22 protein-coding genes are annotated in these 22,715 nt (G+C 60.3%); 20 read left to right on the forward strand and 2 right to left on the reverse strand.

Features of this window, described 5'->3' with window-relative positions:
* Positions 1–113 precede the first annotated feature (113 nt).
* The 12 genes from WLY71_RS14660 to WLY71_RS14715 all read left to right on the forward strand — a co-directional run bounded on the left by WLY71_RS14660 (position 114) and on the right by WLY71_RS14715 (position 11,563).
* Entirely contained in the window at positions 114–2,336 is a 2,223-nt protein-coding gene (locus WLY71_RS14660) for a DNA internalization-related competence protein ComEC/Rec2 (protein ID WP_347804117.1), read from the forward strand.
* A gap of 98 nt (positions 2,337–2,434) precedes the next feature.
* Positions 2,435–3,070 carry a MotA/TolQ/ExbB proton channel family protein gene (locus WLY71_RS14665; protein WP_283181269.1) on the forward strand — a complete coding sequence of 212 codons (636 nt, stop codon included), beginning with the start codon at positions 2,435–2,437 and terminating at the stop codon, positions 3,068–3,070.
* Positions 3,067–3,498 carry an ExbD/TolR family protein gene (locus WLY71_RS14670; protein WP_347804118.1) on the forward strand — a complete coding sequence of 144 codons (432 nt, stop codon included), beginning with the start codon at positions 3,067–3,069 and terminating at the stop codon, positions 3,496–3,498. Before WLY71_RS14665 ends, WLY71_RS14670 begins: the two co-directional genes overlap by 4 nt.
* Positions 3,498–4,508 (forward strand): tetraacyldisaccharide 4'-kinase, encoded by a 1,011-nt coding sequence (gene lpxK / locus WLY71_RS14675; RefSeq protein ID WP_347804119.1) that lies wholly within the window; start codon positions 3,498–3,500, stop codon positions 4,506–4,508. Before WLY71_RS14670 ends, lpxK begins: the two co-directional genes overlap by 1 nt.
* A gap of 25 nt (positions 4,509–4,533) precedes the next feature.
* On the forward strand, positions 4,534–4,719 hold the full coding sequence (locus WLY71_RS14680) for a Trm112 family protein (protein WP_007945752.1): 186 nt from the start codon (positions 4,534–4,536) through the stop codon (positions 4,717–4,719).
* Positions 4,716–5,480, forward strand: coding sequence for a 3-deoxy-manno-octulosonate cytidylyltransferase (gene kdsB, locus WLY71_RS14685; protein WP_008152377.1), 765 nt, complete (start codon positions 4,716–4,718; stop codon positions 5,478–5,480). Before WLY71_RS14680 ends, kdsB begins: the two co-directional genes overlap by 4 nt.
* The gene (locus WLY71_RS14690; protein WP_347804120.1) at positions 5,480–5,944 is read left to right on the forward strand and encodes a low molecular weight protein-tyrosine-phosphatase; all 465 of its coding nucleotides are present in this window, start codon (positions 5,480–5,482) and stop codon (positions 5,942–5,944) included. Before kdsB ends, WLY71_RS14690 begins: the two co-directional genes overlap by 1 nt.
* The gene (gene murB / locus WLY71_RS14695; RefSeq protein ID WP_347804121.1) at positions 5,941–6,960 is read left to right on the forward strand and encodes a UDP-N-acetylmuramate dehydrogenase; all 1,020 of its coding nucleotides are present in this window, start codon (positions 5,941–5,943) and stop codon (positions 6,958–6,960) included. The genes WLY71_RS14690 and murB overlap by 4 nt, the downstream gene beginning before the upstream one ends.
* Positions 6,961–7,204: 244 nt before the next feature.
* Entirely contained in the window at positions 7,205–7,675 is a 471-nt protein-coding gene (locus WLY71_RS14700) for a (2Fe-2S)-binding protein (RefSeq protein WP_131062737.1), read from the forward strand.
* Positions 7,672–9,993 (forward strand): xanthine dehydrogenase family protein molybdopterin-binding subunit, encoded by a 2,322-nt coding sequence (locus WLY71_RS14705; protein WP_347804122.1) that lies wholly within the window; start codon positions 7,672–7,674, stop codon positions 9,991–9,993. Before WLY71_RS14700 ends, WLY71_RS14705 begins: the two co-directional genes overlap by 4 nt.
* Positions 9,993–10,976: an XdhC family protein gene (locus tag WLY71_RS14710; protein WP_347804123.1), complete on the forward strand. Its 984-nt coding sequence runs from the start codon at positions 9,993–9,995 to the stop codon at positions 10,974–10,976. Before WLY71_RS14705 ends, WLY71_RS14710 begins: the two co-directional genes overlap by 1 nt.
* Positions 10,973–11,563 carry a nucleotidyltransferase family protein gene (locus WLY71_RS14715; protein ID WP_347804124.1) on the forward strand — a complete coding sequence of 197 codons (591 nt, stop codon included), beginning with the start codon at positions 10,973–10,975 and terminating at the stop codon, positions 11,561–11,563. Before WLY71_RS14710 ends, WLY71_RS14715 begins: the two co-directional genes overlap by 4 nt.
* Positions 11,564–11,738: 175 nt before the next feature.
* On the opposite strand, the gene rne is transcribed toward WLY71_RS14715, so the two are convergent.
* Positions 11,739–14,921 carry a ribonuclease E gene (gene rne, locus WLY71_RS14720; RefSeq protein ID WP_347804125.1) on the reverse strand — a complete coding sequence of 1,061 codons (3,183 nt, stop codon included), beginning with the start codon at positions 14,919–14,921 and terminating at the stop codon, positions 11,739–11,741.
* Positions 14,922–15,621: 700 nt separating this feature from the next.
* Between rne and rluC the strand changes: the two genes are divergently transcribed.
* The 3 genes from rluC to WLY71_RS14735 are packed head-to-tail and all read left to right on the forward strand — an operon-like array spanning position 15,622 to position 18,247.
* Positions 15,622–16,584, forward strand: coding sequence for a 23S rRNA pseudouridine(955/2504/2580) synthase RluC (gene rluC, locus WLY71_RS14725; protein WP_046049069.1), 963 nt, complete (start codon positions 15,622–15,624; stop codon positions 16,582–16,584).
* The gene (locus WLY71_RS14730; protein WP_347804126.1) at positions 16,571–17,233 is read left to right on the forward strand and encodes an HAD-IA family hydrolase; all 663 of its coding nucleotides are present in this window, start codon (positions 16,571–16,573) and stop codon (positions 17,231–17,233) included. The genes rluC and WLY71_RS14730 overlap by 14 nt, the downstream gene beginning before the upstream one ends.
* A gap of 24 nt (positions 17,234–17,257) precedes the next feature.
* A complete protein-coding gene (locus WLY71_RS14735) occupies positions 17,258–18,247 on the forward strand; it encodes a S49 family peptidase (protein ID WP_347804127.1) in 990 nt (329 codons plus the stop codon).
* A 148-nt stretch (positions 18,248–18,395) separates the two neighbouring features.
* On the opposite strand, the gene WLY71_RS14740 is transcribed toward WLY71_RS14735, so the two are convergent.
* Positions 18,396–18,974, reverse strand: coding sequence for a Maf family protein (locus tag WLY71_RS14740; protein WP_347804128.1), 579 nt, complete (start codon positions 18,972–18,974; stop codon positions 18,396–18,398).
* 105 nt (positions 18,975–19,079) lie between these two features.
* On the opposite strand from WLY71_RS14740, the gene WLY71_RS14745 reads away from it, so the two are divergent.
* From WLY71_RS14745 to fabG, 5 genes are all read left to right on the forward strand, one after another.
* Positions 19,080–19,607, forward strand: a complete 528-nt coding sequence (locus WLY71_RS14745; protein WP_004371317.1) for a YceD family protein — start codon at positions 19,080–19,082, stop codon at positions 19,605–19,607.
* Positions 19,608–19,620: 13 nt separating this feature from the next.
* Positions 19,621–19,803: a 50S ribosomal protein L32 gene (gene rpmF / locus WLY71_RS14750; RefSeq protein WP_008152339.1), complete on the forward strand. Its 183-nt coding sequence runs from the start codon at positions 19,621–19,623 to the stop codon at positions 19,801–19,803.
* A 4-nt stretch (positions 19,804–19,807) separates the two neighbouring features.
* Positions 19,808–20,818 (forward strand): phosphate acyltransferase PlsX, encoded by a 1,011-nt coding sequence (plsX, locus tag WLY71_RS14755; protein WP_347804129.1) that lies wholly within the window; start codon positions 19,808–19,810, stop codon positions 20,816–20,818.
* Positions 20,819–20,943: 125 nt separating this feature from the next.
* Complete coding sequence (gene fabD / locus WLY71_RS14760) at positions 20,944–21,882, forward strand: ACP S-malonyltransferase (protein ID WP_347804130.1); 939 nt, start codon at positions 20,944–20,946, stop codon at positions 21,880–21,882.
* A gap of 16 nt (positions 21,883–21,898) precedes the next feature.
* Complete coding sequence (gene fabG / locus WLY71_RS14765; RefSeq protein ID WP_347804131.1) at positions 21,899–22,642, forward strand: 3-oxoacyl-ACP reductase FabG; 744 nt, start codon at positions 21,899–21,901, stop codon at positions 22,640–22,642.
* Positions 22,643–22,715 lie beyond the last annotated feature (73 nt).

Consider the following 22,715-nt stretch of genomic DNA (forward strand, 5'->3'; position numbering starts at 1 on the left):
CGGCAAGTATGTCTGGATTCTATGAGCCGCCCATTCAGACTTTGTGACAATTAATAACGATGCCTGTGCGATTAGCCGGCTATGCCTAGGAGGGGACTCTCAAGGACGGGCGTATGCGCACAGGGATGATGGCGCTGGCGTTGGGTCTGTTGATCCTGCGTTTTTTACCGGTATTACCGCCGGTCTGGTTATGGATGTTGCTGCCGGTAATCGGTTTGATGTTGCTGCCGTTTCGCAGCTATCCACTGGCATTTTTGCTGTTCGGCTTCAGTTGGGCAGGCGCGAATGCCCACTGGGCGCTGGATGATCGGCTGCCGATGAGCCTCGATGGCGAAACCCGTTGGGTCGAAGGTCGGGTGACGGGATTGCCCCAGAACAATGAGGCCGTCGTGCGTTTCGAGTTGGCGGACGCCCGGTCGCGACACGGCAAGGTGCCGCAACTGATGCGCCTGGCCTGGTATGACGGGCCGCCGGTCAACAGCGGCGAACATTGGCGACTGGCGGTCAAGTTGAAGCGTCCTGCGGGGCTGCTCAATCCCCATGCCTTCGATTACGACGCCTGGCTGTTGGCGCAACGCATCGGCGCTACCGGGACGGTCAAGGCTGGCGAGCGACTCAAGGAAGCCCAATGGGCCTGGCGCGACGGCATCCGTCAGCGCTTGCAGTCCGTGGATGCCCAGGGGCGAACGGGAGCGCTGACGGCGTTGGTGCTGGGGGACGGCGCCGGACTGAGTCGCGAAGACTGGCAGGTGCTGCAAGACACCGGCACCGTCCATCTGTTGGTGATTTCTGGACAACACATCGGGTTGTTGGCAGGGCTGGTGTATCTGTTGATCGCCGGGCTGGCCCGTTATGGTCTGTGGCCGAAACGCTTGCCTTGGCTGCCGTGGGCCTGTGGACTCGCGTTTGCGGCCGCTCTCGGTTATGGGCTGCTGGCCGGTTTCGAGGTGCCGGTGCGGCGGGCCTGCGTGATGATCGGTCTGGTGCTGTTGTGGCGCCTGCGATTTCGTCACCTCGGCGCCTGGTGGCCGCTGTTGCTGGCGCTCGACGGTGTTTTGCTGCTGGATCCGCTGGCGAGTCTGCAACCGGGTTTCTGGCTGTCGTTCGCGGCGGTGGCGGTGTTGATCTTCACCTTCGGTGGTCGGTTGGGCCCATGGCGTTGGTGGCAAACGTGGACCCGTGCCCAATGGCTGATCGCGATTGGTCTGTGCCCGTTGCTGCTGGTGCTCGGGTTGCCGATCAGTCTCAGCGGGCCGGTGGCCAATTTGCTCGCGGTGCCGTGGATCAGTCTGGTAGTGCTGCCTCCGGCGTTGCTGGGTACGTTGTTTTTACCCGTTCCTTATGTGGGCGAAGGGCTGCTGTGGTTGGCAGGAGGTTTGATCGACCTCTTGTTCAAGGGCCTGGCGCTGATGGCCGGGTACTTGCCCGCGTGGGTGCCGGTGGCCGTCCCGTTGTGGATATGGGCACTCGGCACTCTCGGTGCCTTTCTACTATTGATGCCTCGAGGTGTGCCGTTTCGCTCGTTGGGTTGGCCGATGCTGCTGTTGCTGGTTTTTCCACCCAGGCAGGTCTTGCCTGAAGGCGTCGCCGAAGTCTGGCAGCTGGATGTCGGCCAGGGTTTGGCAATCCTAGTGCGCACCCGTCATCACGCACTGTTGTATGACACCGGGCCACGTTTCGGCGATTTCGACCTGGGCGAGCGGGTGGTGCTGCCGACATTACGCAAACTGGGCGTGGAGGGGCTCGATTTGATGCTGATCAGCCATGCTGACGCCGATCATGCGGGCGGCGCCCGGGCCGTTGCCAATGGCCTGCCGGTGAAACGGGTGGTCAGTGGCGATCCCCTGGTGCTGCCGGTCGAGTTGCAGGCAGAAGGCTGCGAGAGCGGCAAGCAATGGGTCTGGGATGATGTGAGGTTCCAGCTCTGGCAATGGTCTTCGGCCAGCGACAGCAATCAAAAATCCTGCGTCCTGCAGATAGAAGCCAACGGTGAGCGTCTGTTATTGACCGGTGATATAGACGCCGCAGCCGAGCGGGCGCTGCTCGACAGTCCACTGGCCGTCACCACCGATTGGTTGCAGGCACCGCACCACGGCAGTCGCAGTTCGTCATCGATGGCGTTGCTTGCCGCGTTGCAGCCCCAAGCGGTGTTGATCTCCCGCGGCCAGGGGAATTCATTCGGTCATCCCCATCCCACGATCATGGCGCGCTATCGAAAGCGCGGCATGTCGATCCATGACAGCGCCGAACAGGGTGCCATCCGTCTGCAACTGGGACGCTTCAAGCCGCCATGGACGATGCGTCAAGAACGGCGTTTCTGGCGCTCTGCGCAGTAACCCGGAGTGATTAAAGCCCGACCGGATGCGACATCACGGTCTTCGGTGCGCTCACCCCCTATGTTAGAGTGGCGCACTTTTTCGAGGGGACTGTCACTGTGTGGGAATTGGTCAAATCCGGCGGATGGATGATGATACCGATCATTCTGAGTTCCATCGCGGCAATGGCGATCGTCGCCGAACGTCTCTGGACCCTGCGAGCCAGCCGTGTGACCCCGGAGCATTTGCTCGGGCAGGTCTGGGTCTGGATCAAGGACAAACAACTCAATAAAGACAAACTCAAGGAACTGCGCGCCAACTCGCCGTTGGGTGAGATCCTGGCTGCCGGCCTGGCCAACTCCAGGCATGGTCGCGAGATCATGAAAGAGTGCATAGAAGAAGCCGCCGCGCGAGTGGTTCACGAGCTCGAACGCTACATCAATGCGCTGGGCACCATCGCCGCCATGGCCCCGTTGCTGGGTCTGTTGGGGACGGTGTTGGGCATGATTGATATCTTCAGCGCATTCATGGGTTCGGGCATGACCACCAACGCTGCCGTGTTGGCCGGTGGTATCTCCAAGGCGCTGATAACCACAGCCGCAGGCCTGATGGTCGGCATCCCGGCGGTATTCTTCCACCGGTTCCTGCAACGCCGGATCGATGAACTGGTGGTGGGCATGGAGCAGGAAGCGATCAAGCTCGTCGAGGTGGTGCAGGGTGACCGTGATGTTGACCTGAATGGGAGCAAAGCGTGAAATTCCGCCGCAAGCAACGGGAGAATGTGGACATCAACCTCGCGTCGCTGATCGACGTGGTGTTTATCCTGCTGCTGTTTTTCGTCGTGACCACCACCTTTACCCGTGAAACCCAGTTGCGCGTCGATCTGCCGGAAGCGGTCAGCGGTTCACCTGCCGAAGACCAGCAGGTCAAACACCTGGACGTTGCCATCAGTGCCGAAGGCGTGTTTTCGGTGAACAACCAAGTGTTGCCGAAAAACGATTTGGCCACCCTGATGGACGCGCTGCAGAAAGAGTCCAGTGGCGACACCAACCTGCCGCTGTCCATCAGCGCCGACGGCAAGACTCAGCATCAGGCCGTCATTACCGCCATGGACGCCGCCGGTAAACTCGGTTTCAGTCACTTGCGCATGACCACTGTCGAGGCGGCGCCGACCGCGCCCTGATGGCCATGTCCGACCGCTTGCTCGCCGCGTGGTACCAAGGTCATCCGGCCCTGAAGCTGTTGCAGCCGCTGGAGTGGCTGTATCGGCGCGTGGTCAATAACAAGCGCAAGCGTTTTCTGGCGGGTGAAGGCGAGATCTATCAACCGCCGGTGCCGTTGATCGTAGTCGGTAACATCACCGTCGGCGGCACCGGCAAGACGCCGCTGATTCTCTGGATGATCCAGCACTGCCAGCGCAGTGGCCTGCGGGTCGGGGTGGTCAGCCGGGGTTACGGCGCCAAGCCACCGCAACTGCCGTGGCGGGTTGAGGCGGATCAAAGCGCCGATACCGCAGGCGACGAACCGCTGTTGATCGTCCAGCGCACCGGCGTTCCGTTGATGATCGACCCCGACCGCAGCCGTGCCGTCAAAGCGCTGCTGGCGAGTGAGCCACTGGACCTGATCCTGTCCGACGACGGCATGCAGCATTACCGTCTGGCCCGGGACCTTGAACTGGTGCTGATCGACGCCGCCCGTGGCTTGGGCAACCAGCGTTGCCTGCCCGCCGGCCCGTTGCGCGAACCGGTTGAGCGTCTGCAAAGCGTCGACGCGGTGCTGTACAACGGTGCCGATGCTGATCGCGATGGCGGTTTTGCCTTCCAGCTTCAACCCACCGAACTGGTCAATCTGCACAGCGGCGAGCGGCGTCCCCTCGACCACTTTCCCGCTGGCCAGTCGGTGCACGCCGTGGCCGGGATCGGCAATCCGCAGCGTTTCTTCACAACCCTCGAAACGCTACACTGGCAGCCAGTCCCGCATGCGTTTGCCGATCACGCCGAATACAGCGTGCAGGCCTTGAATTTCACACCGTCATTGCCGTTGGTGATGACCGAAAAGGACGCGGTGAAGTGCCGTGCCTTCGCCGCCGCCGATTGGTGGTACCTGGCGGTCGATGCTGCGCCATCGCCGGCCTTCGTGGCCTGGTTCGATACGCAGCTGATGCGCCTGTTGCCGGCTCGTCTTTTGCCTTAAATCCATTTTTATCCAGGGAATGCTCATGGACACCAAATTGCTCGATATCCTCGCTTGCCCGGTCTGCAAAGGCCCGCTCAAGCTCAGTGCCGACAAAACCGAGCTGATCAGCAAGGGCGCAGGTCTCGCTTACCCGATTCGCGACGGCATCCCGGTGATGCTCGAAACCGAAGCCCGCACCCTGACCACCGACGAGCGTCTGGATAAATGACCACCGCCTTTACCGTTGTCATTCCATCGCGTTACGCCTCCACCCGCTTGCCGGGCAAACCGCTGCTGCTGATCGCCGGCAAGCCGATGATCCAGCACGTCTGGGAACAGGCGAGCAAAAGCAGCGCTCAGCGTGTGGTGGTTGCCACTGACGATGCGCGCATCGTCGAGGCCTGCAAAGGGTTTGGCGCTGAAGTGGTGCTGACCCGCGAAGATCACAATTCCGGCACCGACCGTTTGGCCGAAGTCGCCGCGAAACTGGGCCTTGCGCCCGATGCCATTGTGGTCAACGTCCAAGGTGACGAACCGCTGATCCCGCCGAGTGTGATCGATCAGGTGGCTGCCAACCTGGCCGCCCACACCGAAGCGCGCATGGCCACGCTGGCCGAGCCGATCGAAGACGTGGAAACCCTGTTCAATCCCAACGTGGTCAAGGTTGTCAGCGACCTTAATGGCCTGGCGCTGACCTTCAGCCGTGCCACGTTGCCGTGGGCCCGGGACGCGTTCGCCAAAAGCCGCGAGCAATTGCCGGAAGGCGTGCCGTATCGTCGGCACATTGGCATCTATGCCTACCGCGCCGGTTTCCTGCATGACTTCGTCAGCTGGGGCCCGTGCTGGCTGGAAAATACCGAATCCCTGGAACAGCTGCGTGCCCTGTGGCACGGCGTGCGGATTCACGTCGCCGATGCACTGATCGCACCGCCCACCGGCGTCGATACCGTCGAAGACCTTGAGCGCGTTCGTCGCCTGCTGGAGGCCTGATGCGGGTTTTGTTTGTCTGCCTGGGCAACATCTGCCGTTCACCCACGGCCGAAGGCGTGCTGCGGCATAAACTGCGCGAAGCGGGGCTGGTCGATCAAATCGAAGTCGCCTCCGCTGGCACCGGTGACTGGCACGTCGGCAAGGCCCCGGACAAGCGCAGCCAGGCGGCGGCCAAGCTGCGCGGTTATGACCTGTCCGCTCAGCGCGCCCAGCAAGTGTCCCGCGCCGATTTCGCCACCTACGACCTGATTCTGGCGATGGACAACAGTAACCTGCGCAACCTCAAGGCCTTGCAACCGGCCAAGGGCAAAGCCGAGCTGGACCTGTTCCTGCGTCGTTACCAGTCGGAAATCGATGAAGTGCCGGATCCGTACTACGACGGCGACCAAGGCTTTGAGCAGGTGCTGGACCTGATCGAGCGCGCCAGTGATTTGCTGGTGATCGAATTGAAGGGACGGTTATGAGTTTGCAGGTGCGCGCCCAGGTTTCGCTCAAACCGTTCAACAGCTTTGGTGTCGACGTTCAGGCCCGGCTGTTTGCCGAAGCCTACAGCGATGCCGACGTGCATGAAGCCCTGGCCTATGCGCTGGAACAAGATGTGCCACTGCTGGTGATTGGCGGTGGCAGCAATCTGCTGCTGACGGCCGATATCCAGTCGCTGGTGCTGCGCATGGCCACGCGCGGGATTCGCATCCTGAGCGATGACGGCAGCAAGGTCGTGATCGAAGCCGAGGCCGGCGAGCCTTGGCATCCGTTCGTGCAGCACACCCTGGCGCAAGGTTTGTCGGGGCTGGAGAACCTCAGCCTGATTCCCGGCACCGTCGGTGCGGCACCGATGCAGAACATTGGTGCTTATGGCGTGGAGATCAAGGACGTGTTCGCCGGCCTGACCGCGCTGGATCGCCAGACCGGCGACTTGCGGGACTTCACCCTGGAAGAATGCAACTTCGCCTACCGCGACAGCCTGTTCAAACAGGAACCGGGGCGTTGGTTGATCCTGCGGGTTCGTTTCATCCTGGACCGCGCCGCGCACCTGCATCTGGAGTACGGCCCGGTGCGTCAGCGCCTGACCGAGCAAGGTATCGATCATCCGACCGCCACCGATGTCAGCCAGGCGATTTGCAGCATCCGCAATGAAAAGCTTCCGGACCCGGCAGTGCTCGGCAATGCCGGCAGCTTCTTCAAGAATCCTTTGGTGCCAGCGGCGCTTGTCGCGCAACTCAAAGGTGAATACCCGGATCTGGTGGCCTACACGCAACCCGACGGGCAGATGAAACTGGCGGCGGGCTGGCTGATCGAGCGGGCCGGCTGGAAAGGTTTCCGTGACGCCGATGCCGGCGTGCATAAATTGCAGGCGTTGGTGCTGGTCAACTACGGCAACGCAACTGGCCTGCAATTGCTGAACCTGGCGCAACGCATCCAGAAAGACATTTCAGAACGTTTTCATGTCGACCTGGAAATGGAGCCCAATCGGTATTGAGGCTACGCTTTCAAGACTGATCTCAAAGCCCTGCACACGTTTAACGGTGCAGGGCTTTTTTGTTAATGCTGGGTTAACTTAGCCACCTAACGATGCAAGCGTTTGCTCCATCAAAGGCCCGATGCAGACGCTACCGTCCGCACAAGAGAGCCTCATTAGCCTGAGCCGATCTGCGTGATGCCAACCGCCAACCCCTGGCGGCAGATTGCTCGACCCCATAACCAGTAACTATGCGGGCGTGCCCATGATTACCCTGAAGCTCAATGGTCAAGACCATCAACTCGATGTCACCGAGGACATGCCGCTGCTCTGGGCGATCCGCGACGTGGCCGGTTACAACGGCACCAAATTCGGCTGCGGCATGGGCCTGTGCGGCGCCTGCACCATTCATATCGAAGGCGCTCCGGCACGCAGTTGCATCACGCCGATCGGTTCGGTGGTTGGCCAGAACGTCACCACCATCGATAACTTGCACGTTGACCCGGTCGGGCAAGTCGTCCAGCAAGCCTGGCTCGACACCGCCGTGGCCCAGTGTGGTTTCTGCCAGGGCGGGCAGATCATGTCGGCGACAGCGCTGCTCAAGACCAACCCGAACCCCAGCGACGAACAGATCGAAGAGGCGATGGTCGGCAATATTTGCCGCTGCGGCACTTACAATCGTATCAAGACCGCCATCCGCCAGGCATCCACTCACCTGAAGGAGGCCAAGGCATGAGCCAGTTACCGAATGATTTCGCGCTGAGCAACCTCAGTCGTCGCGGTTTCCTCAAAGGCGTTGGCGCCACCAGTGCGCTGGTACTGGTGGCGAGCTGGGGCTGGCAAGAGGCTTTCGCTGCCGAGAAAGAGAAGAAATTCGGCGCCGATGGCATGCCCAACGGCTGGATCGATGATCCCAAGGTGTACGTCAGCATCGCCGCTGACGGCACGGTGACCGTGGTCTGCAACCGTTCGGAAATGGGCCAGGGTGTGCGCACCAGCCTGACGATGGTGGTGGCCGATGAACTGGACGCCGACTGGGCGATGATGAAGGTGCAACAGGCACCGGGCGACGAAGTGCGCTTCGGCAACCAGGACACCGATGGCTCGCGCAGCATGCGCCACTGGTACGAGCCGATGCGTCGCTGCGGTGCTGCCGCGCGGACCATGCTTGAACAAGCCGCTGCCGAACAATGGAAAGTGCCGGTCAGCGAATGCCGCGCGCAACTGCATAAAGTCATTCACCAACCGACCGGTCGTGAGCTGGGTTACGGCGCCTTGGCCGCCGCTGCTGGTGCGTTGGCAGTGCCGGCGCGCGACAGCCTGCGGCTCAAGCAGCCGTCGGAATTCCGCTACATCGGCAAGGAAGGCACCAAGGCTATCGACGGTGCCGACATCGTCAATGGCCGCGCCATTTACGGTGCAGACGTACATTTCGACGGCATGCTCTACGCCACCATTGCACGCCCTGCGGTGTACGGCGGCAAGGTTAAGTCCGTCGACTCCAGCGCCGCGATGAAAGTCCCGGGCGTGATCAAGGTCATTCAGATCGAAAATCGTCCACTGCCGCTGGAGTTTCAACCGCTGGGCGGCGTGGCCGTGGTCGCCAGTAATACCTGGGCGGCGATCAAGGGCCGCGAAGCGCTGAAAATCGAGTGGGACGATGGCCCCAACGCCAGTTACGACTCGATCGCCTACCGCAAGGAAATTGAGGCAGCATCCCTCAAACCCGGCAAAGTGGTGCGCAATACCGGCAACATCGACGAAGCCATGGGCAGTGCCAACAGCACGCTCGAAGCGTCCTATTACCTGCCGCACCTCACGCAGGCGCCCATGGAACCGATGGTTGCCGTTGCCCGCTTCAAGGACGGTGTGTGCGAAGCCTGGGCCCCAAGCCAGGCACCTCAAGTCTCCCGTGAACGAATTGGCGAACGCCTCGGCATTCCGTTCGATAACGTCACCTTTAACGTCACCTTGCTGGGTGGCGGTTTCGGTCGTAAATCCAAACCGGACTTCATTATTGAAGCCGCGATCCTTGCCAAGGAGTTTCCCGGCAAGGCGGTGCGGGTGCAATGGACCCGTGAAGACGACATCCACTGCTCCTATTTCCACACGGTGTCGGCCGAGTACCTGAAAGCTAGCCTGAACAAGGACGGCCTGCCGTCCGGCTGGTTGCACCGCACCGTGGCGCCGAGCATCACTGCGCTATTTGCGCCGGGCATGAACCACGAGGCGGCCTTCGAACTGGGCATGGGTTTTACCAACATGGCTTACGCGATTCCCAACGTGCGCCTGGAAAATCCGGAAGCGACGGTCCATTCCCGCGTCGGTTGGTATCGCTCGGTGTCGAACATTCCTCATGGTTTTGCGATTCAGAGCTTTGTCGATGAACTTGCGCACAAAGCCGGCCAGGATCCTCTTAAGTACCAGATCAAATTGCTCGGCCCGGACCGGCAGATCGATCCGCGCACCTTGAGTGAAGAGTGGAATTACGGCGAATCCCCCGAGCGTTATCCGATTGACACCGCGCGTCTGCGCACGGTGCTGGAAACCGCTGCGAAAGCCGCCGGTTGGGGCCGTGAGTTACCCAAGGGCCGAGGCCTGGGGTTGGCGGTGCATTACAGTTTCGTGACCTATGTGGCGGCGGCGATTGAGGTTGAAGTCAAAGACGACGGCACGCTGATTGTGCACAAGGCCGACATCGCGGTGGATTGCGGTCCGCAGATCAACCCCGAGCGCATTCGTGCGCAGTTTGAAGGCGCCTGTGTCATGGGCCTGGGCAACGCGGTGCTGGGGGAAATCAGCTTCAAGGACGGCAAGGTTCAGCAGGACAACTTCCACATGTACGAAGTGGCGCGCATGTCCCTGGCGCCGAAGGAAGTCGCGGTTCATCTGGTCACACCACCGGGTGATGTGCCATTAGGCGGTGTCGGTGAACCCGGCGTACCACCGATCGCACCTGCGCTGTGCAACGCAATCTTTGCCGCCACCGGCAAGCGCATCCGCAACTTGCCGGTTCGCTATCAGCTGCAAGGTTGGCAGAAGGCGCAGGCCTGATGGACAGCGTCGATCTGAATGTCCTGCGCAGCGTGCTCGAATGGCGCCGCGCCGGTCAGCGGGTGGTGTTGTACAGCGTGGTCCAGACCTGGGGCACCGCGCCGCGGGCACCTGGCGCCATGCTGGCCTTGCGTGAAGATGGCGTGGTGATTGGCTCGGTGTCCGGTGGTTGTGTCGAAGACGATTTGATTGCCCGGCTGCACGACGGTCGTATTCCAGCCGATGGGCCGCCGGTGCAATTGATCACTTACGGCGTCACCCGTGAGGAGGCGGCACGCTTCGGTTTGCCGTGCGGCGGTACCTTGCGCCTGACTGAGGAGCGGGTCGGCGATCCGGCTTGGGTCGCCGAGTTGCTGGCGCGCTGCGAGGCGCATGAAATCGTGGCTCGCTCACTCTGTGTCGAGACGGGTGAAGTCATGCTGCAACCGGCTGACAAGACTGATGTCCTGACGTTCGATGGCAAGACGTTGCGGGCCATTTACGGTCCGCGTTGGCGGCTGTTGCTGATCGGTGCGGGGCAGTTGTCCCGTTATGTCGCCGAGATGGCGCGGCTGCTGGATTTCGAAGTGCTGATCTGCGATCCGCGCACCGAGTTCGTTTACGGCTGGGAAGAGCAGCACGGGCGATTTGTCTCGGGCATGCCCGATGAAGCGGTGCTCAGCATCCAGACTGACGAGCGTACGGCCATCGTCGCGCTGACCCACGATCCTCGACTCGATGACATGGCTCTGCTCACGGCGCTGGACTCCAGGGCGTTTTATGTGGGTGCGCTGGGCTCCCGGGTTAACAGCTTGAAGCGCCGGGACAACCTCGCTCAGCTAGGCTTGTCACAAGAGGCTATCTCTCGGCTGCACGGCCCGATCGGTTTGCACATTGGCAGCCACACACCGGCGGAAATCGCCTTGTCGCTGCTGGCCGAAATCGTGGCGATCAAAAACGGCGTCGAACTGAAGCAGAAGAAGCTGTTGCAGGAGGTGGTATGAGTGAGCCCATCGGCGTCATCGTTTTGGCAGCGGGGCAGGGCAGTCGGTTTCGACAGGAGGCCGGTGCCGAGAGGGACAAGCTGGTGGCGGATTGTACGGGGCGCGAGGGTGCTGTTCATTCGATGATCGAGCAAGTGCTGGTGAATTTGCCGGCTTCCCTTGAGAAGCGCGTCCTGGTGACCACTGTGGATCGACCGCAAGTGATCCGCATGGCCAAGGCCTATGGCTGCGAGATTGTGCTGATCGAATCGACCGGCATGGGCGATAGCATCGCGGCCGGGGTGGCGGCGTGTCCGCAGCTCGGTGGCTGGCTGATTGTGCTGGGGGATATGCCGTTCATCCTTCCAGCGAGTATTGAACGTGTGGTGGCGGGGATTACTGATGACGCCGTCAGTGTTCCGGTGCATCGGGGGGAGTTTGGGCACCCGGTGGGATTTGGGCGCAGTTTTGGTCCGGCGTTGATGGTGTTGTCCGGTGATCGAGGGGCCAAGGCGTTGTTTGCGCAGGCGAGGGTGGTCGAGGTGGCGGTGGACGATTCCGGAGTGTTGTGGGATGTGGATGTTCCAGAGAAATTAGTGTTTGCGTGATCCCCAAAAGATCGTCCGAACGCGGCCCGAACCTTCGGCAGCTCCTACAGAGATTGAGTTCACCCTGTAGGAGCTGCCGAAGGTTCGGGCCGCGTTCGGACGATCTTTTGATTTTTTGGACATAAAAAAAGCCCCGCCTGGATCACCAGGCGGGGCTTTTTAGTGGCCGATGGAATCAGACGAGAGGTTTAGGCTCGTGTTCTTTTTCCAGGGCTTGCTCGTGTTGCTCTACCGCTTCCTGAACGGAGCGCGGTGCTTCTTCGATCACCGATGCAGCCGGTTCAGCTGGAGCAGGAACTGCTTCGACTTCTTCAGCAACAACCGGTGCAGGCTCTGCAGCCACAACCGCTTCAACCGGAGCAGCAGTGGCAGCCAGTTCGGCTTCTTTCTGCAGACGCTCGGCTTCACGCTTGCGACGACGCACTTCACGTGGGTCGTTAGGCGCACGGCCACTTGGCGTCAGGGCGCTGACAGGGGCGGCTTCGACTTCCGGTGCGGCCACTTCGGCAACAACCGGCGCTTCAACCACCGGAGCAGGCTCGGCAGCAGCAACCACTGGCTCGGACACCTTGGCCTCGGCTTCTGGCGCTTCGGCGGCGGCTGGCTCGGCAACCCAGTTGAACGCGGTTTGCTCTTCGCGAACTTCACGGACAGCTTCAGTCACTGTTTCGCTGGCTGTTTCGACAACCGGTTCAGCGGCAACCACTGGTTCAGCGGCAGCTTCAACGACAGGCTGTACTTCACGAACCGGGGCGACTTCGATTTCCGGAGCGGCGGTGGCTTCGACCGGAGTCGTTGCTTCAACCACTGGCGCTTCCACTGGAGCAGTTTCCAGGGTGGCGGCAGTCGCGCGTTCGGCTTGCTCGTTAGCCTGTGCTTCGGCTGGAGCGCTGATCACGGTGCTGGCAACGGCTGCGGTAACAGCCAGGCCGGCGGCAAGATCGGCAGCGCTTGGCGCTTCGTTGGTTTCGGCAGCTTCGTTACCTTCGGCGGACTCGGATTCTTCCGAACCTTCGATCACATTACCGTTGGCATCGCGCTGACGCTCACGACGGTTGCTGCGACGACGCTGACCGCGGGAGCGGCGGCGTGGACGATCGCCTTCGGCGCCTTCCTGACCGTCTTCCTGCAGTTGCTCTTCGTTGGTAACCAGCTCTTCTTCAGCTACTGCGGCAGCGGCTTGCTCGGCACGTGGCTGGCGTTCTTCACGCGGTGGGCGTGGAGCACGTTCCTCACGTGGCTGGCGAGCTGGACGCTCTTCAGCGGTAGCAGCAGCGGCCGGAGCAGCATCTAGAGGCTCGCGCAGTTCACGAACCGGACGCTCTTCACGATCGCCACGTGGCTTGCGATCTTCGCGAGGAGCGCGCGGTGCACGTTCTTCACGAGGAGCGCGTGGTGCGCGCTCTTCACGTGGAGCGCGTTCTTCGCGGGCGACTGCTGGCGTTTCTTCGCGGGCTTCGCGTGGTTCACGTGGTGCGCGTTCTTCACGCGGTGCACGTTCCTCACGAGGCTTGCGCTCTTCATCACGGCGACCGTTACGGTTGCGGCTCTGCTGACGACCGTTGCGACGCTCTTCGTTACGGGCCGGACGCTCGGCGGCCGGTTTTTCAACCACAACCGGAGCAGCAGGCTCTTCCTTGGTCGCGAACAGGCTGACCAGCGATTTCACCAGGCCTTTGAACAGGCTTGGCTCAGGCGCGGCGGCCGGTGCGGCAACAGGTGCGGCAGCGACGACTTCGGTCGGAACCGGAGCGTTGGCGCGGGCCGGAGCCGTCTTGACCGCGGCTTCCTGGCGAACCAGGGTGCGGGTCGCAGCGGCTGGCTGGACTTCTTCCACTTCGGCAGCGGCAGCAGCGATTTCGTAGCTGGACTGGCCGACCGCGGCTTCCGGGCTGTCATCGCGCAGACGCTGAACTTCGAAGTGCGGCGTTTCGAGGTGATCGTTCGGCAGAATGACGATGCGGGCACGGGTGCGCAGTTCGATCTTGGTGATCGAGTTGCGTTTTTCGTTGAGCAGGAACGCGGCGACCGGGATAGGCACTTGTGCGCGAACTTCGGCAGTGCGGTCTTTCAGGGCTTCTTCTTCTATCAGGCGCAGAATCGCCAGCGACAGCGATTCAACGTCACGGATGATGCCGGTGCCGTTGCAACGCGGGCAAACGATGCCGCTGCTTTCGCCCAGCGATGGACGCAGGCGCTGACGGGACATTTCCAGCAGGCCGAAGCGCGAGATGCGACCGACTTGCACGCGAGCACGGTCGGCTTCCAGGCATTCGCGGACTTTCTCTTCCACGGCGCGCTGGTTCTTGGCAGGGGTCATGTCGATGAAGTCGATGACGATCAGGCCGCCGATGTCGCGCAAGCGCAACTGACGGGCGATTTCTTCGGCGGCTTCAAGGTTGGTCTGCAGAGCGGTTTCTTCGATGTCGCTGCCTTTGGTGGCGCGCGCCGAGTTGATGTCGATGGACACCAGGGCTTCGGTCGGATCGATAACGATGGAGCCGCCGGAAGGCAGTTCAACGACGCGCTGGAAAGCGGTCTCGATCTGGCTTTCGATCTGGAAACGGTTGAACAGCGGAACGCTGTCTTCGTACAGCTTGATCTTGCTGGCGTACTGCGGCATCACCTGGCGGATGAAGGTCAGGGCTTCGTCCTGGGCTTCAACGCTGTCGATCAGCACTTCACCGATGTCCTGGCGCAGGTAATCGCGGATGGCGCGGATGATCACGTTGCTTTCCTGGTAGATCAGGAACGGCGCGGAGCGATCCAGCGAGGCTTCTTTGATGGCGGTCCACAGTTGCAGCAGGTAGTCGAGGTCCCACTGCATTTCTTCGCTGCTGCGGCCGAGGCCGGCAGTGCGAACGATCAGACCCATGTCGGCTGGGGCAACCAGGCCGTTCAGGGCTTCACGCAGTTCGTTGCGCTCTTCACCTTCGATGCGACGGGAGATACCGCCGGCACGCGGGTTGTTCGGCATCAGAACCAGGTAACGACCGGCCAGGCTGATGAAGGTGGTCAGGGCTGCGCCCTTGTTGCCACGTTCTTCTTTTTCGACCTGAACGATGACTTCCTGGCCTTCGCTCAGGACGTCCTTGATGTTGACGCGGCCTTCGGGGGCTTTCTTGAAGTATTCGCGGGAGATTTCTTTGAGGGGCAGGAAGCCGTGGCGCTCAGAGCCGAAATCGACAAAGGCAGCCTCAAGGCTTGGTTCGATGCGAGTAATTCGGCCTTTATAGATGTTGGCCTTTTTCTGCTCGCGTGCACCGGATTCGATGTCCAGGTCGTAGAGGCGTTGGCCATCTACCAGTGCAACACGCAACTCTTCGGGTTGAGTTGCGTTAATCAACATTCTTTTCATGTAGTACCGTCGGTTTCCGGGCTGCCGGAAACGGCGTTCGGCACACACGACTTCTCATGGTCGGTGTCAGGTGCGTCAGGAGTGGTTGGACACTCCAGTGTCTAGCGAACCCCGACCAATTGGGCCGGCGTCGCGACGTACGCGTCCTGCTTGCTGTGGCTACTTAAGCACTCAGTCAGGAGGAGGAATCAACCAGCGGCTGTGGACGAGATGAAGCGTCTTGATAAAGCCTATTGCTACACAGTCCAGCGGTTGTGCATCTCCACCCTACACGTATCCCTGATAATTCGGGTGCTGCCGCGCGCAGAATCCGCAGCGGGTTGGCATTTACCGTGAGCTCCGAAAGGGGAGGTCACGCATCATGGCTAATTTAGGCGTTGTTTCCGAAGCGTTCGCTCGGGGTTGTTCGTAGCTGACTGCACTTTGTGAACTGGCCGTGAATATTTGCTCGCAAGGCGAGTGAAAACTCTGCTTTGCGGCATGCTTCAGGCCTCATGTCACCTGCGCTCGTTACAACTGCAAACTCTACCGTTTCGTAGCGAAAGCCCCGTAGGACGGCCTCTCGTCCTCGTGAATTGCGTTGGTCAGGGCCGGTTTTTGACCGTTAGTCCGCTGTCCAGGCCACTTTTGGCGGCGTTCGCGACTATAGCAGCAATGATTAAGTGCTTCAATTCCATAAAAAATTGTTATCATCCGCGCCATGACAACTACTGCCCCTTCGACCCCAGCCGTACAACTGCTGGAGGTCTCGCCGGAATATGCCGGCCAACGTATTGATAACTTCCTTCTCGCTCGGCTCAAAGGCGTGCCCAAGACCTTGATTTACCGCATTTTGCGCAAAGGCGAAGTGCGGGTGAACAAAGGTCGGATCAAGCCCGAATACAAACTGCAGGCGGGCGATATCGTGCGCGTGCCGCCGGTTCGCGTGCCTGAGCGCGACGAGCCGGTGCCGCTGGCACAAGGCCTGCTGCAGCGCCTCGAAGCCTCGATTGTGTTCGAGGACAAGGCGTTGATCGTGATCAACAAGCCTTGCGGCATCGCGGTTCACGGTGGCAGCGGCTTGACTTACGGGGTGATCGAAGCCTTTCGTCAGTTGCGTCCCGATTGCAAGGAGCTCGAACTGGTTCATCGTCTCGACCGTGACACCTCCGGCCTGCTGATGATCGCCAAGAAGCGCAGCATGCTGCGTCACTTGCACACGGCATTGCGCGGCGATGGCGTCGATAAGCGCTACATGGCGCTGGTTCGCGGCAACTGGGCGGCCTCGATCAAGCAAGTCCGAGCGTCGCTCGGCAAGAGCAATCTGCGCTCCGGCGAGCGTATGGTCGAGGTCGACGAGGAGGAGGGTAAGGAGTCCGTGACCGTGTTTAAGGTCCTGCGTCGTTTTGGCGACTTTGCCACCCTGATCGAAGCCAAACCGATTACCGGCCGGACTCACCAGATCCGCGTCCACACCTTGCACGCCGGACATTGCATTGCCGGCGATACCAAGTATGGCGATGAAGGCTTCAGCAAAGAGATTCGTGACCTAGGCGGAAAACGCCTGTTCCTGCACGCCTACATGTTGACCGTGCCGCTGCCGGATGGTGGTGAGCTGAAGTTGCAGGCGCCAGTCGACGAGATGTGGGCCAAAACCGTGGAGCGCCTGAGTGCACCCATCTGATTACAAGCTGCTGATTTTCGATTGGGACGGCACTCTCGCCGACTCCATTGGTCGGATTGTCGAGGCCATGCATGTCGCGTCCGAGCGCTCCGGATTTCAGTTGCGTGATGATTTTGCCGTCAAGGGCATCATCGGTCTGGGCTTGCCGGAAGCGATTCGTACGTTGTATCCGGAAATCGGCGACGACGAATTGGTAACCTTCCGTCAGCACTATGCTGAGCACTACATCGCCTCTGAGGCTGTTCCTTCGCCGTTGTTCGAGGGTGTGGTCGAGTCGATGGAAGCGTTTCGTGCCGAGGGTTATCACTTGGCGGTCGCGACCGGCAAGGCCCGTCGCGGGCTGGATCGGGTGCTGAAGGCGCACGGCTGGGAAGATTATTTCGATATCACTCGCGCGGCCGACGAAACCGCCAGCAAACCCCATCCGCTGATGCTCGAGCAGATCCTCGCTCACTGCGACGTTCGCCCGGAGCAGGCGCTGATGGTGGGCGATTCGTCCTTTGACTTGCAGATGGCGCGCAACGCCGGCATGGATTCGGTGGCAGTCAGCTATGGCGCTCAATCGATCGAAGCGTTGAAATTATTCGAGCCGGCACTGGCCATTGATCGTTTTTCAGAATTGCATGCCTGGCTGAGTCAGCGGGCTTAATAGGTTTTTGCTGGGGTAGATGTCATGACCGACGAATGGAAAGCGCCCGCCAAGGCGAGCGCAGAGAGCGGTGACGAGAAAAGCTGGAAGCTGCTGGAAAAGACCCTGCTGGCCGGCGTGCAGGAGCAGCGCCGGTCCCGTCGCTGGGGGATTTTCTTCAAGCTGCTGACCTTTGTGTACCTGTTGGGTGCGCTGGTCCTGTTCACGCCGCTGATGGACATGGAAAAAGCCGCCACCCGCAGTGGCAACTACACCGCGCTGATCGACGTGACTGGCATGATCGCCGACAAGGAGCCTGCCAGCGCTGACAACATCGTCGGCAGCCTGCGTGCAGCGTTCGAGGACGAGAAGGTCAAAGGTGTCATCCTGCGAATCAACAGTCCGGGCGGCAGTCCGGTGCAATCGGGCTACGTCTATGACGAGATCCGCCGTTTGCGCGGCCTGCATCCGGACACCAAACTTTACGCGGTGATCTCGGATTTGGGCGCTTCGGGTGCTTACTACATCGCCAGTGCGGCGGATCAGATCTACGCCGACAAGGCGAGCCTGGTGGGTTCCATTGGTGTGACGGCGGCCGGTTATGGCTTTGTCGGGACGATGGAGAAGCTGGGTGTCGAGCGTCGCACTTACACCTCCGGCGAGCACAAATCGTTCCTCGATCCGTTCCAGCCGCAGAAGCCTGAAGAAACTCAGTTCTGGCAGGGTGTGCTCGATACCACTCATCAGCAATTCATCAGCAGCGTCAAGAAAGGCCGTGGCGACCGCCTCAAGGACAAGGAGCATCCGGAGTTGTTCTCCGGGTTGGTCTGGTCGGGCGAGCAGGCGCTGCCGCTGGGTCTGATCGATGGTCTGGGAAATGCCAGTTCGGTGGCGCGTGACGTGATCGGCGAGAAAGAGTTGGTGGATTTCACCGTTCAGGAATCGCCTTTCGATCGCTTCTCGAAAAAGCTCGGTGCCAGCGTGGCTGAGCATCTGGCGATGTGGATGGGCTTCCAGGGGCCTTCGTTGCGCTGATCTTCTTGCTGCATAAAAAAACCGGCTTTTTGCCGGTTTTTTTTAACGTCAAAAGATCGCAGCCTCGTTTCACTCGACAGCTCCTACAAGGGATACGCATTTCAATGTAGGGGCTGTCGAGTGAAACGAGGCTGCGATCTTTTGACTTTTAAGGTATCTGCACGCCTTCTGCGAGCAGCATGTCGATCAGGCGGATCAGCGGCAGGCCGATCAGGCTGGTGGCGTCAGGGCCCTCGGTGCTTTGAAACAGGCTCACCCCCAAACCTTCGGCTTTGAAGCTGCCAGCGCAGTCGTAGGGCTGTTCGGCGCGCAGGTAGCGTTCGATGCGTGCGGTGTCGAGTGTGCGCATGTGCACGGTGAACGGCACGCAGTCGACCTGGCAATCGCCGGTCTGGCTGTTGAGCAGAGCCAGGCCGGTAAGGAAGGTCACGCTGGCACCGCTCGAGGCCAGCAATTGTTCGCGGGCCTTTTCGAAGGTGTGGGGTTTGCCGATGATCCGATCGCCAAGTACGGCGACCTGATCGGAGCCGATGATCAGGTGAGCGGGGTGGCTGCTGGCCAGCGCGCGTGCTTTTTCCTCGGCGAGGCGCTTGACCAGCTCGATGGCTGACTCGTCGGGACGATGGCTTTCGTCAATATCCGGTGAGCTGCAGGAAAACGGCAGCTGCAAGCGGGCCAGCAATTCCCGGCGATAAACCGAGCTAGAAGCGAGTAATAAAGGCAGCATGCGCATCTCCAGAAGACAGGCGCGAATTCTAGCGAGGCTTCCAAGTGACGGACAAGGCTGAATTTCCTTTGACATGGCTGGGGGCATCCCTATAATGCTGCGCCTATGTTGAATGACCCGATTCCACCTCACGTTGACCCGCGCAAATTGGCTGATCGTGGCACCACCCTTCAAGGTGAACTGCTGCTGGCCGATTTGGAGAGACTCTGCGACCCGCTTTCCGATACTGTCGGTACGGTGCAGGCTAAATTCGTTTTTGAACGAGATGAACGTAAGTCTGTGGTAATCCACAGTTTTATCGACACCGAAGTCAAAATGGTTTGCCAGCGTTGTCTTGAGCTGGTCACCCTGCCGATCCATAGCGAATGCAGTTATGCTGTGGTGAAGGAGGGTGCGAATACCCAGTCGTTGCCGAAAGGTTATGACGTGCTGGAACTGGGCGAAGATCCTTTGGATCTGCAGTCACTGATCGAGGAGGAGCTTCTGCTCGCCTTGCCCATTGTGCCTGCTCATCATCCGGAAGAATGCCAGCAGCCGGCGGGTCTCGATGAGCCCGAACCGAGCGAGGACGAGGTAACGCGGTCCAACCCGTTCAGTGTATTGGCGCAGTTAAAGCGTGACCCAAACGTTTAGGAGTTAATCAATTATGGCTGTTCAGCAGAACAAAAAATCCCGCTCTGCCCGTGACATGCGTCGTTCGCACGACGCCCTGACGGCAAGCACTCTGTCTGTAGAAAAAACCACCGGTGAAATTCACCTGCGTCACCACGTATCGCCAGAAGGCGTATACCGTGGCCGTAAAGTGATCGACAAGGGCGCTGACGAGTAATCACTTGTCTGCTCAAGTCATCGCGATTGACGCAATGGGCGGGGACTTCGGTCCCCGCAGCATTGTTCAGGCCAGTCTTGCTTGTCTGTCTGCTACGCCCTCGCTACACCTGACCCTCGTCGGTCAACCCTCCCTTCTTGAAGAATTGCTCTCTGGCCAGTCGGCTGTGGATCGCTCGCGTCTGTCGATCGCGCCGGCGTCCGAAGTCATCGCCATGGACGAAAAACCTGCACAGGCTCTGCGCGGCAAGCCCGACTCGTCGATGCGCGTGGCGCTCGAGTTGCTGCGAGACGGCAAGGTGCAGGCCTGTGTCAGTGCCGGCAATACTGGTGCGCTGATGGCGTTGTCGCGGTTTGTGCTCAAGACCTTGCCGGGCATTGATCGGCCGGCGATGGTGGCGGCGATTCCGACGCAGAAGGGTTATTGCCAGTTGCTCGACCTGGGCGCCAATGTCGATTGCAGCGCCGAGCATCTGTTGCAGTTCGCTGTGATGGGGTCGGTGGCGGCGGAAACCCTGGGCATCGTTCGTCCGCGCGTGGCGCTGCTGAACATCGGTACTGAAGACATCAAGGGCAATCAGCAGGTAAAGCTGGCGGCCACCTTGTTGCAGAGTGCTCGTGGCATCAATTACATCGGTTTTGTCGAAGGTGACGGTGTGTACCGTGGTGAGGCGGATGTGGTGGTATGTGACGGTTTTGTCGGCAATATCCTGCTCAAATCCAGCGAAGGCCTGGCGACCATGATTGCCGGGCGCATCGAAGCCTTGTTCAAGAAAAACCTCGCGTCTAAAGTGGTCGGTGCTCTGGCCCTGCCGCTGATGAAGCGCTTGCAAGCCGATCTGGCGCCTGCTCGGCATAACGGCGCAAGCTTCCTCGGGTTGCAGGGGATTGTGGTGAAAAGCCATGGTTCGGCGGGGGTTCAGGGCTTCCAGAGTGCGATTCAGCGCGCCTTGATCGAGATTCAGGAAAACCTGCCGGAACGTATTCATGGTCGCCTGGAGGATTTGTTGCTTTAGGCGTTTTCGTCGGACAATGCTTAAATGTGACCGCTCAGTTCAATTTGCCATCCAACTGTCAGTTTCTTGCGTCCCCCAAGCGGGACGTCAATTCTCCGACGACAAGATCATTAGGGGCTTGTTACATGTCTGCTTCCCTCGCATTCGTCTTTCCGGGACAGGGTTCGCAGTCCCTCGGCATGCTGGCCGAGTTGGGCGCGCAACATCCGGTTGTCCTCGAAACATTCAAAGAAGCTTCCGATGCTCTGGGTTACGACCTGTGGGCACTGACCCAGCAAGGGCCGGAAGAGCAACTCAATCAAACCGATAAAACCCAGCCGGCCATTCTGACCGCCTCGATTGCCTTGTGGCGTCTGTGGCTGGCTGAAGGCGGTGCGCGTCCGGCTTATGTTGCCGGTCACAGCCTGGGCGAATACAGCGCTCTGGTCGCTGCGGGCAGCCTGAGCCTGGGCGACGCCGTCAAGTTGGTAGAGCGCCGTGGTCAGTTGATGCAGGAAGCCGTTCCGGCCGGGCAAGGTGGCATGGCCGCCATTCTCGGTCTGGACGATGCTGATGTGCTGGCAGCCTGTGCCGAAGCGGCACAAGGCGAAGTGGTCAGTGCAGTCAACTTCAACTCCCCTGGCCAAGTGGTCATCGCCGGTGCCAAGGCAGCGGTCGAGCGTGCCATCGAAGGCTGCAAGGCCCGTGGTGCCAAGCGCGCCATGCCGTTGCCGGTCAGCGTGCCGTCCCATTGCGATCTGATGCGTCCGGCGGCCGAGCGTTTCGCCGAGTCGATCGCAGCGATCGATTGGCAGGCGCCGCAGATTCCAGTGGTTCAGAACGTCAGCGCCAATGTGCCGGCCGATCTGGAGACCCTCAAGCGCGATCTGCTTGAGCAGCTTTACAAGCCTGTACGCTGGGTCGAATCGGTTCAGGCGCTGGCCGCCAAAGGTGCTACCCAGTTGGTCGAATGCGGCCCAGGTAAAGTGCTGGCGGGCCTGAACAAGCGTTGCGCCGAAGGCGTGTCGACATCCAACCTCAATACCCCCGACGCCTTCGCTGCCGCCCGCGCAGCGTTGGCCTGAATCAGGAGAAGCCTGCATGAGTCTGCAAGGTAAAGTTGCACTGGTCACTGGCGCAAGCCGCGGTATCGGCCAGGCTATCGCCCTGGAACTGGGCCGTCAGGGCGCCATCGTTATCGGTACCGCGACGTCTGCCTCGGGTGCCGAACGCATTGCGGCAACCCTGAAGGAAAACGGGATTCAAGGCACTGGCCTGGAACTCAATGTCACCAGCGACGAATCTGTTGCGGCAGTGCTGGCGAGCATCCAGGAGCAGTTCGGTGCGCCGGCGATCCTGGTCAACAATGCCGGTATCACCCGCGATAATCTGATGATGCGCATGAAAAATGAGGAATGGCATGACGTCGTCGATACCAACCTGAACAGTCTGTTCCGCCTGTCCAAGGGCGTTTTGCGCGGTATGACCAAAGCCCGTTGGGGACGAATTATCAGTATTGGCTCGGTTGTGGGTGCCATGGGCAACGCAGGCCAAGTAAACTACGCAGCCGCCAAGGCCGGTCTGGAAGGTTTCAGCCGTTCGCTGGCGCGTGAAGTCGGTTCGCGTTCGATTACGGTAAACTCGGTGGCCCCTGGGTTCATCGACACCGATATGACCCGCGAACTGCCCGAGGCACAGCGTGAAGCCTTGCAGACGCAGATTCCGCTGGGCCGTCTGGGGCAAGCTCAAGAGATCGCGTCTGTGGTCGCTTTTCTTGCATCCGACGGTGCGGCTTACGTTACTGGGGCTACAATCCCGGTGAACGGCGGGATGTACATGAGTTAAATGTGACGGGTTGCTTCAAAAAAATGTCATACGAGCTGTCTAAAATCCGTTATAAAGCTGCAATCTATTTATA

The sequence above is a fragment of the Pseudomonas rossensis genome (assembly GCF_039888995.1).
Taxonomy (GTDB): domain Bacteria; phylum Pseudomonadota; class Gammaproteobacteria; order Pseudomonadales; family Pseudomonadaceae; genus Aquipseudomonas; species Aquipseudomonas rossensis.

Coding starts and splice junctions, on each gene's coding strand:
- rne (WP_347804125.1), bottom strand. CDS start 14,921: ATGAAAAGAATGTTGATTAACGCAACTCAACCCGAAGAGTTGCGTGTT.
- murB (WP_347804121.1), top strand. CDS start 5,941: ATGAGTTTGCAGGTGCGCGCCCAGGTTTCGCTCAAACCGTTCAACAGC.
- WLY71_RS14735 (WP_347804127.1), top strand. CDS start 17,258: ATGACCGACGAATGGAAAGCGCCCGCCAAGGCGAGCGCAGAGAGCGGT.
- kdsB (WP_008152377.1), top strand. CDS start 4,716: ATGACCACCGCCTTTACCGTTGTCATTCCATCGCGTTACGCCTCCACC.
- WLY71_RS14705 (WP_347804122.1), top strand. CDS start 7,672: ATGAGCCAGTTACCGAATGATTTCGCGCTGAGCAACCTCAGTCGTCGC.
- WLY71_RS14680 (WP_007945752.1), top strand. CDS start 4,534: ATGGACACCAAATTGCTCGATATCCTCGCTTGCCCGGTCTGCAAAGGC.
- WLY71_RS14710 (WP_347804123.1), top strand. CDS start 9,993: ATGGACAGCGTCGATCTGAATGTCCTGCGCAGCGTGCTCGAATGGCGC.
- rluC (WP_046049069.1), top strand. CDS start 15,622: ATGACAACTACTGCCCCTTCGACCCCAGCCGTACAACTGCTGGAGGTC.
- fabD (WP_347804130.1), top strand. CDS start 20,944: ATGTCTGCTTCCCTCGCATTCGTCTTTCCGGGACAGGGTTCGCAGTCC.
- WLY71_RS14740 (WP_347804128.1), bottom strand. CDS start 18,974: ATGCTGCCTTTATTACTCGCTTCTAGCTCGGTTTATCGCCGGGAATTG.
- WLY71_RS14690 (WP_347804120.1), top strand. CDS start 5,480: ATGCGGGTTTTGTTTGTCTGCCTGGGCAACATCTGCCGTTCACCCACG.
- WLY71_RS14745 (WP_004371317.1), top strand. CDS start 19,080: ATGTTGAATGACCCGATTCCACCTCACGTTGACCCGCGCAAATTGGCT.
- WLY71_RS14660 (WP_347804117.1), top strand. CDS start 114: ATGCGCACAGGGATGATGGCGCTGGCGTTGGGTCTGTTGATCCTGCGT.
- fabG (WP_347804131.1), top strand. CDS start 21,899: ATGAGTCTGCAAGGTAAAGTTGCACTGGTCACTGGCGCAAGCCGCGGT.
- rpmF (WP_008152339.1), top strand. CDS start 19,621: ATGGCTGTTCAGCAGAACAAAAAATCCCGCTCTGCCCGTGACATGCGT.
- WLY71_RS14700 (WP_131062737.1), top strand. CDS start 7,205: ATGATTACCCTGAAGCTCAATGGTCAAGACCATCAACTCGATGTCACC.
- lpxK (WP_347804119.1), top strand. CDS start 3,498: ATGGCCATGTCCGACCGCTTGCTCGCCGCGTGGTACCAAGGTCATCCG.
- WLY71_RS14715 (WP_347804124.1), top strand. CDS start 10,973: ATGAGTGAGCCCATCGGCGTCATCGTTTTGGCAGCGGGGCAGGGCAGT.